Raw genomic sequence first — 15141 nt, 5'->3', positions numbered from 1 at the left:
GAAGGGACGTCAGGTCGCAACGGAACTTTAGGGGGCCGACACGCCGGATGCAAAGCCGGGATCTTTCAAAAGACTCGCCAGGCTCTTTATCGCCTTCTTTTCATCGTTCAAACACCAAAAATCGATCCAAACCCCGGGCCTTTCATCGTTGCGGCGCGTCACGGTCGTGACCTGGAAGCCCTTTTGGGAAAGGGCCTTCACCCATTCGTCGGCCTTTTGCGGCAAGGCTTGGAATTCGCCCCACAGGACCAGGTCGTTCCCTTCCTTCTGGAGAGTGACCCGCAGTTCCAAGGGGAAGTCTCCCCATTGATAAAGAAGGTCCTCTCCCTCTTCCTGGCCTGCCCCCAAGGCCGCCCTTGCATCGGCCCAAGGGTCCTTCTGGGCGGTGGGACGCGGGGACGGAGTGCCGAGGGTCATGGGTGTGCCGGTCGAATCCAAGACCAGCTTCAGGCGCCAAGCCAGTTCCTTGGGGGGACCCAAGCCCCCCAGGCGCAGGCACCGGACCTCCGGGGAGGCCTGGGGAAAAGGGGAATAGAGGCCGATCACCTTCAGGCCGTTGCGCGCGGCCTGGGCCAGGACCCGGCCCGTCTCCGATTCGAGGATGAAAAGGCAGGCCTCCATCCGGAGGCCTTTGTCCTCCTGGCTGAAGGAGACCCTGGAGATCAGCATTCCCCTGGCGTCCAGGGGGACCCCTTGGACCAGGATATTCAGGTCCGTCCGTGGGAACTCGAACCAGGTCCCGTTCCCCACGGTCATGCCGGGACGCCCCAAGGTGCTTTCCAACCCGGCCCAGGGGGACGCGGCGAAAACGGACGGCCGAAGGGCGAACAAGAGGGTCAGCAAGAGGAGAACTTGAGGGGTCATGGGGGCATTCTATACCCCGCTTCCGTCGGGCCTTTCCCGAAAACTTTTTACTTTGTGGCCTTTTCGCCGGGGCCTATCATTGGCCCAAGCGGCGTGGATCCCCCATCGCGTAAGGGCCCAGGCCCCCACGTCCTCCTTCCCACCAGCCCCTGAAAGCGACGCTCGATGGCTATCAAAAACTTCCTGGGCGACCAGGCCCCGAAACAGCTCCGCAAGGTCTGGGGCGAGGCCACTTCCTTCCTCTCCTTCTACCAGAAGATCTGGTGGGTGGACCTGGTCCTGCTTTTCGGGCTCATCGGCCTCCTCCTGGGCATCATGACCGTGGCTTCCGAGTGGACCGGCATCCACCGGGCCGCCATCGAGATCGACCTCTCCCCCTGGGCGCTGCCCAAATACACCTTCTTCTCCCTTTGCCGGGGCCTGCTGGCCTATTCCCTCTCTTTCGTCTTCACCCTGGCCTACGGCTACTGGGCCGCCAAGGACCGCATGGCCGAGAAGGTGCTCATCCCGCTGTTGGACATCCTGCAGAGCATCCCGGTGCTGGGCTTCATGCCCGGCCTGGTCCTCGCCCTGGCCGCCCTTTTCCCGAACAGCAATATCGGCCTGGAGCTGGCTGCGGTCCTCATGATCTTCACCGGCCAAGTCTGGAACATGACCTTCAGCTTCTACCAGTCGCTTCGTTCCATCCCCCAGTACCTGCTGGAAGCGGCCGCCGTCTACCGCTTCGACGCGGTCACCCGGGCCCTGAAGCTGGAGATCCCCTTCTCGGCCATGGGGCTCATCTGGAACAGCATGATGAGCATGGCCGGGGGCTGGTTCTTCCTGACGGTCTCCGAGGCCTTCCAGCTGGGGGACAAGGACTTCCGGCTTCCCGGGCTGGGTTCCTACATGAGCGTGGCCGCCGACAAAGGGGACAACGTGGCCCGCCTCTGGGGCGTGGTGGCCATGGTCGTCATGATCACGGCCCTGGACCAATTGCTGTGGCGGCCCCTGGTGGTCTGGGGGCAAAAGTTCCGGGTGGAGGAGGGCGGGGCCGAGGAAACCATGCGGTCCTGGTTCCTGGACCTGCTCAACCAGTCCCAAGTGCTGCGGCGTCTGGGGCGTTTTTTCAGGCCCAGGCCCGAGGGAACGGAAACCGAGTCCCCCGTCCCGGCCGCCCGACCGGCCGCGCGGCCCGCCGGATCCCCCAACCCCTTCACCCGTATCGTCTCGACCCTTTGCTTCCTTCTATTGCTCGGGGCCATGCTCTTCGGCGCCTTCAAGGTCGTGGAGCTCTTCTCACGGGTGCGCCTGGACCAATGGATCCTTATCATCGAGGAGGCCCTCGCCACGCTCGCCCGGGTCATGGCGGCGGTAGGCCTTTCGGCCCTTTGGACGGTCCCCGTGGGCCTTTGGATCGGACTTTCCCCCCGGCTCTCGCGCGTTAGCCAGCCCTTCGTGCAGGTGGCCGCCTCTTTCCCCGCGCCCATGCTCTTCTCTTATCTATTGGTGGCCATGGCCTTCCTGGGCATCCCGCTCAACTGGGGCAGCGTCGCCCTCATGATCCTGGGCGCCCAATGGTACATCCTCTTCAACGTCATCGCCGGGGCCATGGCCATCCCCTCGGACCTCCTGGAAGCCTCCCGCATGTACCGTATCTCGGGCTGGCAGCGCTTCACCAAGGTGCTCCTGCCCGGCATCTTCCCCTACCTGGTGACCGGCATGGTCACCTCCGCCGGCGGGACCTGGAACGCTTCCATCGTCGCCGAATACGTGACCGACAAGGGCAAGACCCTCACCGCCTTCGGGCTCGGGTCCCAGATCAGCGAGGCGGCCTCCCGGGCCGACTTCCCCATGCTGGCGGCCAGCGTCGTGATGATGTCCCTCATGGTGGTGGTCTTCAACCGCCTGGTCTGGAAGAGGTTGTATCGGCTGGCCGAGGGGAAGTATTCTTTGAGCAAGTGACGGAGGGAACGGGATGGCGGCGGAAACGGCGACGGCGAACGGCCAAAAACTGATCGAGCTCAAGGGCGTCTGCCAGGAGTTCAAGCTCCCCAGCGGCAAGGAACTGAACGTCCTTCAGAACATCAGCCTTTGCATCGAAAAGCGCGAGGTGGTGGCGCTCCTGGGCCCCTCCGGTTGCGGCAAATCGACCATCCTGCGCATCCTGGCCGGCCTCATCGCCCCCACCAAGGGCGAGGTCTTCTACCACGATCAGCCGCTCCACGAGCTCAATACGGGTGTTTCCATCGTGTTCCAGAGCTTCGCCCTCTTCCCCTGGATGACGGTGGCGGAGAACATCCAGACCGCCCTCGAATCCCGCGGCTTCCCCGCCGCCGACATCGAGGAGCGGGCCCAGAAAGCCATCCAGATGGTGGGCCTGGCGGGCTTCGAGGAGACCTATCCCCGGGAACTTTCCGGCGGTATGAAGCAGCGGGTCGGCATGGCCCGCGCCCTTTCGGTGGACCCCGAGATCCTTTTCATGGACGAGCCCTTCAGCCACGTGGACGCCCTCACCGCCGAGTCCCTCCGGGCCGAGGTCATCGACATCTGGGCCTCCCACGACAAGAACCCCTCCTCCATCCTCCTGGTCAGCCACGACATCCCCGAGGTCGTCTATATGGCCGACCGCATCGTGGTGCTGGGCGCCCATCCGGGCCGGGTGCTCAAGATCGTGGAGAACAAACTGCCCCGTCCCCGCGATTACCGGTCCCCCGAGTTCATGAAGATGGTGGACCAACTGCACGAGGTCATCACGGGCCACGAGATCCCCGACGCCCCCGAACCCGTGCTGGCCCCCAACGAGGTCCCGCCGCCCGAGCCCATCCCCGACACCCTGCCCAGCATCATGGTGGGCTTGCTCGAATACCTGGATGCCCGCGAAGGGAAGGAGGACGTCTTCCGCATCGCCGCCGAGACCGACAAGGAGTTCGGGGAGGTCATCAAGATCGTGAAAGCCCTCGAGCTGCTCGACTTCGTCGATACGCCCAAGCGTCAGGTGGTGTTGACCGCCGATGGGAAGCGCTTCGTCAAGGCCACCTCGCAGGAGCGCCAGACCATCTGGAAGGAACAACTGCTGAAGCTGGGCCTCTTCAAGCAGGTCAACGACATGCTGTCCAAGCATCCCCGCGCCAGGCTGGACGAGGAGCTGGTGAAGGAGGTCATCATCCTCAACCTGCCGTCCGAGAACTACGAGAGGACCTTCGAGAACTTCGTCCATTGGTCCCGGTTCGGGAACCTTTTCGCTTACGACGAGGAGACCCAGAAGGTCTTCTACCCCCGCAAGCGGGCCTATAAACCCAAGCCCAGGTCCGCCACTACCGACACCCCGGCCGAATCCGCCCCGGACACTCCCGCGGAGGCCGCCGCTCCCGGATCCCCTGCCTCCCCGGCTCCGGCCGAGCCGGAGAAGACGGAAGGCCAAGAACCGGGCGCCGAGAAAAAATAAGTTTTCATCAAAAAAGCCTTACTCCGCGCGCTCGGTGCCCCCTGGGGTTCGAATTCCTTTCGTGCTAGATTGTCGCGGCTTTCATCCCCGTTAAAGGAACCCCATGGACCTGCACGCCTATCTCGACCATATCCTGCACCTGAACCAATACCTCCCCGAATTGGTCCAAACCTACGGCACCCTCATTTACGCCATCCTCTTCGCCGTCATCTTCTGCGAGACCGGGTTCGTGGTGACGCCATTCCTCCCCGGGGACTCGCTCCTCTTCACCGTCGGTGCCCTCTGCGGGAGCGCCCAATTGAACATCGGTTTTTCCTGGGCGCTATTGACCGCCGCGTCCCTGATGGGCGACCACAGCAACTATTGGATCGGCCGTTTTTTCGGGCCCAATGTCTTTGGGAAGTTCGTGAACAAAAAGTATTTGGACAAGACCCACGAGATCTATGAGAAGCATGGGGTGCAGACCCTTGTTCTCTTCCAGTTCGCCCCCATCTTCCGCACCTTCGCGCCTTTCGTAGCGGGTATCGGGCACATGACCTACGCCAAGTTCTTCCGCTACAACCTCATCGGGGTCCTGCTTTGGACCACCATCTGCCTGGGCGCGGGTTATCTCTTGGGGAACCTGGAATTCTTCCAGAAGCATTTCGAGCTGGTGATCTTGGTGATCATCTTCGTGTCGCTCATCCCCACCTTCCTGCAGGTGGCCAAGGCCTTCATGGGCACCCGAGGCGGCACAAGCAGGTCCCAAGCCGGGGCCAAGAAGCGGAAGAAATAAGGGAAAATCGCGGCTTATTTTTCGAGGAGCTTTTCGATCTTGGCCGCGCAGATGAAGTCGTTCTCGGAAAGACCCTGGATGGCGTGGGTGCTGTAGCGCACCCGGCACTGCTTATAGGAGACCTCCAGGTCTGGGTGGTGGTCCTCCCGATGGGCGATGAAGGCCACCGCGTTCACGAAGGCCATGGTCTCGTGGAAATTGTTGAACTTGAAGGTCTTGGCGATCTCTTCCTTATCCCCCGCCTTTTCCCAGCCCGGCGATTGGGCCAGGTAACCCTCCACCATCACCCGGTTCAGGGGCTTCATGCCGCCCTCGCAAGGGACACATTTCTTCTGGGATAGGTCTTGGGAAGGTTCAGGGCTCAAGGGGCACCTCGTTCTGCGGGGAGAGAACCCCGGTCAGGGATTGGCGGAATTGGTCTGGACGACCTTTTCGCTTTCCTTGCCGTCGGCCTTCACGGAGGTCACCCCAAAGGTATAGGACTGCCCCGCTTTCAAGGGCCCCAAGGTGGCGGAGGTGCCTTCCACGGGTTTGGAGGTCAGGAGGCGGAATTCCTTCCCGTCCTTCGAGACATAGACCTTGTATTGGATCCCTTCCCCGGCACTATCCCAGCTCAAGCGCACCTTGGCGCCCTTCGGCTCCAGGATCAGATGGGCGGGCGGTGGCGGCAAGGCGGCCGCTTCGGCGGCTTTCTTCAGGTCGCTATAGAGGACGGTCAGGAGAGCCGCGGGGCTCTCGTTGCCCGCTTGGCCCTGGGCGGTCACCAGGAACCGATAAGTCTTGTCCGGGTCGACCTTCTTGAGGGTGACCTTGGGGTCCACCATCAATTGGGGGTTCAACTTTTTCCCGGGTTTGCCCTCGGCATCGGCCAAGTAAAGGTTGTAGCCGGCCACTTCGCTGGAGAGGGCCCGATCCCAGACAATATCGAACCCGACCTGGTTCAGGACCGCCTTCAGGCCCGTTGGGGCCGAAAGCTGGGCGGCCGGGGGCGGGGTGGAGACCGCCGAGGCGATGGAGGCCTGGGGCATGGCCGAAAGGGTGATCAGGCCGCTTTCGCGGCCCGCCGGGCTCACCGAAGCCAGCCCGAAGGTATAGGTCTCGCCATTGGTCAAATGGCTCAATTTGACACTGGTCTCCGAGGCGCTCAAGGGATGCTTGGTCACGCGCACCAGGCTCGTGGCGTTGGGCTTGCGCACATAGATGTTGTAACCCGAGATCGATCCGGACGGGGCGGGTTTCCAGTTGAGGGAAACGAACCCGTCCCCGGGATTGGCCGTGGCCCCCAAGGGCGCCGCCAGATTTTCCCCCTCGGCCCCGAACCGCACGATGAGGGAAATGCGATGGCTGTCCCCCACCGTGCCCAAGGGCGCGTAGGCGTAATCCACCTCGAAGGCGTCCAGGCTGAAGCCGGTCCCCGCCGTCCAATGCTGTTGGTAGGCATCGCCGGTGTAGCCCGCCCGAAGGGCGAAGACGTTCTCCAGCCAGAACTCGGCTCCCACCGAACCCGAATACATCGAGGCGTTCAGGTCATAGGCATTGTCCAATGCCAGGGTCAAGCTGTCGTGCGGCTCGTCCAACACCTTGTAGGCGAGCCCCAAACGGCCGGTCAGGGGCAAAGGGTCCCCCTCGGAAATGAACTCAACCTGGGTCCCTAGGTTGAAGAGCCCGAGGCCGATATGGAACTGCGGAATGGGGGAGATCAGGACGCCCAGGTCGCCCCCGAAAGCGCTGGCGTTGTAACCCGCCAGGTTGCGTAGGATGAACTTGCCCGTCAACCCGAAGGCCACGATGTCCTTCACCCGGTAGGCCGCGGAAAGGGAGAAGGCGTTGTCCCCCGCCGAGACCGCCGGCGCCAGGCCCAGGGTACTGTCGAAGCTGGGGGAACCCAGGTTCACCACCGCCGCGCCCAACCCGAGTGTGTCCTCCCCTGCCTGGATGGGGAAAGCCACCCCGCCGAAGTTATAACCGATATCGCTCAGGTAGATCATGCGCAGATAGCCCACTTCGGGCTGTTTAAGGAGGGCGAGGCCGGCCGGGTTCCACGTGAGCGCGTTCACGTCGTCGGCGACCGCCGTGAAGGCGCCGCCCATGCCCTGGCTGCGGGCGCCCGAATCGATCTTGAGGAAATCGGCACCGCTGGTGAGGTTCTGGGCGGAGGCATCAACGACCATCAACCGCCAAGACGCCAAGGCGCCAAGAACGACTTTCATGAAAAAGGACCGGAAGAAAGGATCTTTCCGTTTTACGGACAAAACAACCGTTCCTTGGTTCGCGACTAGATCCGAGATCGTATCCATCCCCCGGGATATCGCCTTTCTGGGCGGCTTGGCGGTTTGGTGGTTCATCATCACTTCACCACGATCACTTTCCGTACCAGGTGGATGCCCGGGCCCTTGATCTCGATGAGGTAAAGGCCGGAAGCGACCGTTCGGCCATTACGGTCCTTCGCATCCCAGCTTAGGTTCACCTGGGTCCCGGCCACGGCGGTGGCGTAAAGGGCCCGGATGGGATTGCCCGAAATATTATAGATATCCAATTCGACGGGCCCGCTTTGGGGCGCGATGAAGTAGATCCCCAAGGTCTGCCCGGTGTTGGGCAGGACCACGTTGGCGTCGAAAGCCATCACACCGGTCGTGACCGGCGGTGGTCCCGACGCGGGCGTATTGGTCGTGACGGAAGCATGGTTCGAATTGGGGCTCGTATTTGAGGCCGCTCCCGACGGGACCAATCCATAAACGGCCTGGACCACATAGTAATAAGTGGTACTGGGAGCCAACCCTGCGTCGGTGAAAGTCGTCACGGGACCCAAGGCGCTGGGCGGACTGGCCACCTGGGTCAGGGGCGATCCAAAGGTGGTCTGGAAGGAACTTGACCGGTAGACATTGAAGGCGGTCACCGGATAACCCAGGTCGTTGGGGACCGTCCAGACCAATTGAACGCTGGAAGTGCTCAGAGCCGTGGCGGTAAGCCCCGTAGGCGGATTGATGTTGTTCGGGTCTGTGATGGCCGGGGCGGCCCCGGCTAGGGTCACGCTGTGGTCCGCCGACTGCTGACCGCTGGCATCTATGACGGTCAGGGAAACCGTAACCGTCGCAGGGTCCGTAAGCCCACTGTCCAGGTACCAGGTCTGGCTGGCAGGAAGGGTCACGGGGGTCCCGTTGACGTCCAAAATATAGAAGGAAACAGGCAGAGAGCCCGACACAGCAGCGGAAGCGGGCCAGTCGATGAGAACTTCCTGGCTCCCGGCCGTGAGCAGGATGGTCGCGGGAGCGGTAGGCGGGTTGGAAATACCGTCGGTAACGGCGTTGGAGGCGGCGCTCATGTGCCCCTTATTGTCCAGAGCGACCACACTGTAGCTATAAAGGGTCCCCAAGACGCCCGTCGTATCGGTCACCGGTGAGCTCGGCCCGCCGGGGATCAGGACGGAAACCCCCGTGGAAACAACGGTCCTCAGGATATCGAATTCGGTCACAGGCCAAGAAGGCGACCCGGCCGGGGTAAAGTTCAAGGTCACCCCCGTGGAGGAGGACAAGTGGCTGGTGACGGTCGGCGCAAAAGCTTGATAGGGAAACCCGGTCACTGGAGCGGAGAAAGCCCCCAAGGTGCCGTTCGAATTGACCGCCGCAACTGCGTAAACCACAGTCTGGCCATCATTGGATGCGTTATTGTCCACATAGGTCGTGACAGCGCCTCCCAAGGTCGCCAAGGCCGAAGGAGCCCCCGGCAAGACCGCCTGGGTCAGGACATAGTTCGAGATCGTGATGGACCCTTGGGGGGGCGAGGGACTCCAGGACAAGGAAACCTGGTCCACTCCATCGACGGCCAGGAAGGTGGCCGGGGCCGTCGGCGGCGCCGAGGGGACGCCGAAGACCGTGGCGCTGTTGGCCGACACCGTGGTCGCCGAGGCCGCGACGATGAAATAAGCGTAGCTGACCCCGTTGGACAGGGATGTTTCAGTGACCGACTCGGTCGCACCGGACGGCAGTTGTGTGCCGATGGTCGTGAAGGCGGCCCCGCCAACGGACTGAACGATCCTATAAGAAACGACCGTGGCGGCACCTGAAATGGTCACCGAATCGGTCCAATTCAAGATCACCTGCGCGTTCCCCGCCTGGAGGGTCAAATCGCTGGCGGGATTGACCTTGGCCGAGACGGGACTTCCCGAGAATGCCGTGAAATTACCGGCATGGACCCCTGTCGTGACACCCGAATTGTCCACCGCGTTCACGACGTAGGTATAGGTAACCCCTGAGTTGGAAAGTCCCGTAACCAAATAACTATTAAGGGTTGCGGGGGCGGACCCCACATAAGTGGTGGTAGGCCCTGCGGTAACGGAATAAACATTGTAAGCACCGATGGGAAGCGTCCCAGGAACAGCCGGATTCCAGGTCAAGAGCAACTGGGTGTCACCAACGGACACGTTGGGACTCAAGGGGGCTCCGGGCGGAGCCAGGGGAACGGCTGTCACCGGCGCAGTGGCCGTGCTCAAGTGGCCTTGGTTGTCCCCCGTCCTGATCGTATAAGCGTAAGTCACCCCATTGGTCAGGCCACTGTCATTGAGGACCGTGGCCGGACTGATCACCGTCACCGGCGCCAGGGTGACTCCGTTGGCGGTCCGGGAAACGGCATAGAAGGACACGGGGTAGCTGGTGGCAACGGCCGACGTCCAGGTCAGGGTCACGGAACCTGTGGCGGGGACCGCCGCCGGCGAAGTCGGCGTGTTGGGTTGGTAATAGGCCGTCACCGCCACGGCATTGACCGTGGACTTGAAGGATTCCTGGGGCACGTTATTGGTCGCCGTGATCAAGTAATAGTAAGGCGTCACATCGGACACCGTCGTGTCGGAATAATTGAAGGTCCCGGACCCTACGGTGACCAAAGCCGTATAGGAGAGGGTGGAGGCGTTGCTGGAGGACCGATAGACCGTATAAGCCGTCACCCCTTGGGCACTCTCATTGGGATCGGCCCAGGCGAGGTCCACCTGCAAGGCCGAGGGACCGATGCCCGAAGCCGCCGTCACGCTGACCGGGGCCGAGGGCAAGGAACTGAAGGAGCGGATATTCGACTCGGGTCCGAGGCCCGTGGGGTTCACTGCCACGATCTTGTAATCATAGACCTGGCCCGGGTTAATGGCCGTGGTCGTGGTCACCGGACTACCCGCCACGCTGGCCGGGAAGGAGGCGGTGTTGATCCAGTTCCCCGACCCTTGGATCTCCCGGTAGATCAGGTATTGGGTCACACTACCCGAAGGGACCGGGGCCGTCCAATTGAAGATCCGGGAAACGCCATCATTCGCCAAGGCCACCGGACCAAGGACGGGAGCGCCCGGGTAGGTCAGTTGGCTGACCGGACTGGTCAAGGCACCGGACCCGAAGGGGTTCACGGTCTGGAGCCAATAGAAGAAGGTCGTGCCCGCCGATTGGCCGGCCAAAACCTGGGAGACCGCCGAAGCCGCCAAGGAGGTCGTGACCGCCGTGGACGAACTATTGGTCGTGTTGACCAAAAGATTGACGCCGGTCGCGTTGGGATCTTGGGAAGTCACGGTCACCGACGACCAGGAAACGGTGATGTCGTTGGAGGTATTGATCCCGGAGACGATCAAACCGGCGGGGATCAAGGGCGTCAGCCCGGTGGTCACGGAGGACGACGCCAGGCTTTCCCCGCCGGGAATGCCCGGTCCGCCGCCCGGGTTGGTGGCCGTCACGTAATAAACGTAAGTCGCTCCCCGGGACAGGCCGGTCGAATCGGTGAAGGAGTTCACCGTGGAAACGGCGGAGCCCGCCACGGTCGTCGTGGGTCCCGCCAGATTTATCCGATAGATGGTGTATTGGGAGACCTTCTCCGAGGCCGGACGGGCCGTCCAGTTCACGGTGACGTTGCTGGTGGTTGGGGCCGCACTGACACCCGTCGGCGGGTTGGGAGGGAGTTGTATTCCGGTAACCGGCCGAGTTCCTAGTCCTCCCGGATCCAAACCCCGAATTCCATAAAACAGGGTCGTTCCCGCTGAAGAAAGGGGCTGCGGATCGGTATATGGGGGGGCAAAACTAAATGTAACAGATGCAAAAAAACTTAAGCTCGTCGAAGTGACTCCACGACTTAGATTGTAATTCGTCACGTTCGCATTCGAGCTGTTCACAGTCGCGTCCCAGGCCAGGTTCACATTGAACGAAACCCCCGTTTGCTGGACCGTCACGGCAAAACTCTGGGGCGCCAAGGGCAACAGGGCCGAGGTGACCGCGTTGGAAAGGCCGCCTTCCACCGCGTTCTGGTCCACCGCCGAGACCTGGTAAACATAGTTGGTCCCCTGAAGCAAGGGTCCGGGATCCACATAGGTCATGGCCGCGGCCGCGGTGGTCACCGCCGAGGCGATGGAAACCGGCGATCCAACCCCCTGGACCCCCCGGTAGATGCTGTAGCTCGTGACGGTTTCCCCCGCGCTATTGGCGACCGCGGTCCAGGTCAGGGTCACACCGGCCGAGGCCCCGGCCTGGGCCAGACCCGTCGGGGTATTGGGCCCCACCGTGCCGGTGACCGGCCCGACCACGTTGGAAAGCACCCCTGCCCCGTCGAAGGCCTTCACATTGAAGACATAGAAGTGCCCGGCGGTCACCACGCTGTCGTTGTAGGAAAGGGTCGGCGCGGCAATGGTCACAAAACTGCCTCCCGAACCGTCCGGCAGTATCTGCAATTGATACGCAGTGGCCGGTCCCGTCAACATTTGGGCGGGATCGGGAGCGTTCCAGGAAACATGGAGGACCGGTGTAGCACCCGGTGTCAGGACCACGGCCAACCCGGTAGGCGGGTTGCCCGGCGGCTCCCCGGAGGCCTGGGCCGTTTCATTGGTCAAACCCCCGATGTGGGGCGACAAGGGGGCCGCTGTCGAGGGTGGATATTGGGTATCGAAAGCGGCTACTTGATAATAATAGGTCGTGCCACTGGTCGCCAGGGAAGGGCTGGTAAAGCTGGTGGCCGAGGCCCCGGTCACCGTGGCCAACAATGTTTCCGCACCCGAGAGTCCCATGAAGACCTGATAACCGCTCACCGGGTAAGAACCCGCCACGGAGACGGGCGCGGTCCATCTCAGTTGGATGGTGGTCCCGCCGGTCAGGGCGGTCACCGCAGTGGCCAAACCCGGGTTGGTATAGGGGATGATGTTCGAGACGGTCACGGGCGGCGACTGGGCGATGGCGTTGGTGGTCACGATGGTGTAATCGTAAGAATTGGGGTTATTGGAGACCGTCGTGTCGGTGAAATTGAGGATGCCGTTGGAACCCAGGACCGTCAGGGGCGCGAAGGCCCCGCTGCCGCTGGGGCTGCGCCGGGAAATGATGTAGCCGTTGGCCCCTTCGGTGACGACCTGGCTCCAGCTCAGGTCCACATTATTCCCCCCGCTATTGATGTATGCGGTGACCGAAGCGGCAAAAGGCGTCGGGGCGGGCGGCACGCCCAGGGTGCCGATGACGGCCCCGGATGAATCGATCGGGGGCGTGATCCCGTCCACCGTGCCGGCATCCAGGATCTTGAAGTTCCAGGCACTGAAGGTCTTATCGGTGGCGGTGACATTGATGGTCAGGGTCACGCTGGCATTGACCGCCAGGGTGGAAGGGGCGCTGTAAAGGATGGTCCCGGGCCCGCCGGCCGAGGCCTGGGCAATGGGCGTGGCCGAACCGGAGCTGGCCGTGATGCTGCCGATGCTCCAATATTGGGAGGAAGGGGCGGGACTATTGGGAACTTGGATATCCACGCTGGTCACGCCGGCCGAGTATTGGTTCTTGATGACGTATTTCAGGACCGTAACACTGCTATCGGGGACCACGGTAACCGCGGAATCGAAAAAGCCTCTCACGGGGAGATTGTTCTTGTCCGAATAAGGAATGATGACGGAGGAAAGGGCGGAAAGACTGCTGCCGGCGGTCTTGTACACCATGAACATGGTGTTGGAAGAATCGGCCAGGGGTTCGGCCCAGACCCTTACGATGACCTTCCCATTGGTCATGAAATCCGGGAAGGTGACAGGACCGCTAACATAGGTCACCGCATCAAGAGCCGTAAGGCCGCTGATATTGCCCACATACCCTTCATAAACCGTGTCCCCGGGACCCGGGTTGTCATAATCCGAAAGGGTCCCATCATAGTTCACGATGATCCGCGCATGCGCTTCGGGAAAAGAAGAAAGGTTCAAGGTGTTGAACTGTAGGTTCGAAAAAATATCCGCGCCTCCATGGGCGTAACCACCGCTCAATCCCGTGATGGCGTAGGACGCCGAACCCGCCGGTCCGGTCAGGTAGGGGATGGTGACCGATTGGTTCGAGGATTGGGTCAACCCGGCCGTGTTGGTGGTATCGACCAAAAGGTCCGAGGTCGGTGGATAGGAAGCCGGCGAATTGTCCCCATTGGCGTCCTTGGCATAAAGGGTCACGCTCAACCCCTTCACCTTGAAGGAGGTCCCGGGCGTGATGCTCACGGGATAATTGTTGTTGGCCGTGACCGTGGGGTTGCTCAGCAGGATCTGCTCTGAATCGTTACCGGCCCCAAAGGTGATGGACACCGCCAGGGTGCCAGCCGTGAAATTCAAGGGGCCTATCCCGGTGACCGATTGGCCCCCACTTTTGAAGATGGCCTGGGGATCCGAGACCAGGGCGGTACCGGTCTTGACCAGGCTGAAAGTGACCGGCCCGGTGAAAGACGGATCGACGGCGTTGGCGTTATCCGCGTCGCGCACTTCGACGTTCAAGGTCACGGAGCCGCCCACGCTATAGGTCACCCCGGCGTTCGGGGTTGGCGCAGGAAAAGCGAAATAAGGGGAATAGGCCAAGGAGCGGGCCGGGAGGAGAAACAAGAACCCAAGGAGCAGGAGAGCGAATGCCCGTTCACCGCTAAAAGACCATTTTTTATCGCGAACGTGAAAGCGCATGTCATCCTTAAGAACATTAATGGATCAGGGAAGGACGCCCCCCATTCCCCGCGATGGCCAGGAACCGCCCTACCAGACATCCTTCGTATTATGAATGGTCGTCAAGTCGTTCCACACGATCCGCGGGGCGTTCCCTTTGGCGACGGTCAAATAGCGGGTCAAGACTTGCACCCCAGCGCCTTTGCCCATGATGCCTACCTCGAATCCCCCAGGATAATTACCGGAAGCGGTCGCGTAAATAGGGACCGTCGGCGGCGGTTTGTCCTTCCAACTGGAATTATTACCACAGATGCCATAGAGGAACCCCCCGCTCAAAATACCCGAGGGGGTCTTGGTCAGGTAATTACATCCATTGGATTGGGCGATGATGGTAGCTCCGGCGACGCCGAATCCTCCTGCGGTGGTCAGGTTATAGAAGGCGTTCGCCGGGTTCGATTGGGCCGGATCCCAAGCCCAGGTGATGGGACCTCCCGAAAAATTACCCGCGTTGGCGATCCAGGAGATCGCACGGCTCTTGAGGGTGGAATCCCCGATATTGCTCAATTCGTAGAAATCAGCGTATTGAATGCTTTTCCATTCCACCAGGCCGTAGGATTGGACACCCGTCAAGGGATGGGTGCTGGTGGTCAGGTAATAGTAATAGAAGCGGTAAACATCGATCAAGAGCGTCGCGGGTAGGCTTCCGTTACTGGCACCATAGGTGATACTGGCCCCCTTCACGGTCAGGGGCGCGACATAGGACTGGGTCCCAAAAGTGGCCGGCTGGTCGAAGGCGGCGAAAAAGAGGCTGTTGCCGAAACTCGCCGGGATGGACCCGGAGGATGGTGAAAAAGAACTCACCGTGGAGGGTTGGGTCATGGCCAAGTGAGTCCCCGAAATGGTGGCCGGCGCTCCTGTGCCCAGGCCCACCTTCGAGAAATAGCTCACTCCCGAAGCGTCGTTCTGGAACATGTGTTTATTGGAAAGAAGCCGTATATGGAGCCGGAGATTGGTCTCTTCGTTCAGTTTCTTGAGCTGGTTATGCATTTCGTCGGCGCCCATCCCTTGCCCCACCTTGATGAAAAGCAGGGTCATGGGTGGGACCACAAGACCGATCAGGGCCACCACCAACATCAACTCCACCAGGGTCCAGCCTCCCTGTTTTGGATCCTTCCGCATGAT

Annotated in this window: 8 protein-coding genes; 3 read left to right on the top strand and 5 right to left on the bottom strand. The window is 61.6% G+C overall.

Features of this window, described 5'->3' with window-relative positions; all coding sequences use genetic code 11:
* Positions 1-27: 27 nt before the first annotated feature.
* Positions 28-864, bottom strand: coding sequence for a DUF1259 domain-containing protein (locus VHE12_05045; protein ID HVZ80154.1), 837 nt, complete (start codon positions 862-864; stop codon positions 28-30).
* 165 nt (positions 865-1029) lie between these two features.
* On the opposite strand from VHE12_05045, the gene VHE12_05040 reads away from it, so the two are divergent.
* From VHE12_05040 to VHE12_05030, 3 genes are all read left to right on the top strand, one after another.
* Complete coding sequence (locus VHE12_05040; GenBank protein ID HVZ80153.1) at positions 1030-2808, top strand: ABC transporter permease subunit; 1779 nt, start codon at positions 1030-1032, stop codon at positions 2806-2808.
* Positions 2809-2821: 13 nt separating this feature from the next.
* A complete protein-coding gene (locus tag VHE12_05035; GenBank protein ID HVZ80152.1) occupies positions 2822-4291 on the top strand; it encodes an ATP-binding cassette domain-containing protein in 1470 nt (489 codons plus the stop codon).
* A gap of 103 nt (positions 4292-4394) precedes the next feature.
* Positions 4395-5066 carry a VTT domain-containing protein gene (locus VHE12_05030; protein ID HVZ80151.1) on the top strand — a complete coding sequence of 224 codons (672 nt, stop codon included), beginning with the start codon at positions 4395-4397 and terminating at the stop codon, positions 5064-5066.
* A gap of 14 nt (positions 5067-5080) precedes the next feature.
* Here the strand turns inward: VHE12_05030 and VHE12_05025 are convergent, their stop codons facing one another.
* From VHE12_05025 to VHE12_05010, 4 genes are all read right to left on the bottom strand, one after another.
* Positions 5081-5431 carry a 4a-hydroxytetrahydrobiopterin dehydratase gene (locus VHE12_05025; protein ID HVZ80150.1) on the bottom strand — a complete coding sequence of 117 codons (351 nt, stop codon included), beginning with the start codon at positions 5429-5431 and terminating at the stop codon, positions 5081-5083.
* A gap of 33 nt (positions 5432-5464) precedes the next feature.
* The gene (locus VHE12_05020) at positions 5465-7276 is read right to left on the bottom strand and encodes a PorV/PorQ family protein (protein ID HVZ80149.1); all 1812 of its coding nucleotides are present in this window, start codon (positions 7274-7276) and stop codon (positions 5465-5467) included.
* 137 nt (positions 7277-7413) lie between these two features.
* On the bottom strand, positions 7414-13980 hold the full coding sequence (locus VHE12_05015) for a fibronectin type III domain-containing protein (GenBank protein HVZ80148.1): 6567 nt from the start codon (positions 13978-13980) through the stop codon (positions 7414-7416).
* 69 nt (positions 13981-14049) lie between these two features.
* Positions 14050-15138, bottom strand: a complete 1089-nt coding sequence (locus VHE12_05010; GenBank protein ID HVZ80147.1) for a type II secretion system protein — start codon at positions 15136-15138, stop codon at positions 14050-14052.
* Positions 15139-15141: the final 3 nt, after the last annotated feature.

The organism is bacterium (genome assembly GCA_035549195.1).
GTDB lineage: Bacteria > Oederibacteriota > Muellerivitia > Muellerivitales > Muellerivitaceae > DASZRK01.
Note: the sequence above shows the minus strand (reverse complement) of the source record. Positions and strands in the feature narration are given on the sequence as shown.

What these genes read in the sequence shown, in the direction of transcription:
- VHE12_05015 (HVZ80148.1), bottom strand. Translation starts at nt 13,980, where the DNA reads ATGCGCTTTCACGTTCGCGATAAAAAATGGTCTTTTAGCGGTGAACGG.
- VHE12_05030 (HVZ80151.1), top strand. Translation starts at nt 4,395, where the DNA reads ATGGACCTGCACGCCTATCTCGACCATATCCTGCACCTGAACCAATAC.
- VHE12_05020 (HVZ80149.1), bottom strand. Translation starts at nt 7,276, where the DNA reads ATGAAAGTCGTTCTTGGCGCCTTGGCGTCTTGGCGGTTGATGGTCGTT.
- VHE12_05035 (HVZ80152.1), top strand. Translation starts at nt 2,822, where the DNA reads ATGGCGGCGGAAACGGCGACGGCGAACGGCCAAAAACTGATCGAGCTC.
- VHE12_05045 (HVZ80154.1), bottom strand. Translation starts at nt 864, where the DNA reads ATGACCCCTCAAGTTCTCCTCTTGCTGACCCTCTTGTTCGCCCTTCGG.
- VHE12_05010 (HVZ80147.1), bottom strand. Translation starts at nt 15,138, where the DNA reads ATGCGGAAGGATCCAAAACAGGGAGGCTGGACCCTGGTGGAGTTGATG.
- VHE12_05040 (HVZ80153.1), top strand. Translation starts at nt 1,030, where the DNA reads ATGGCTATCAAAAACTTCCTGGGCGACCAGGCCCCGAAACAGCTCCGC.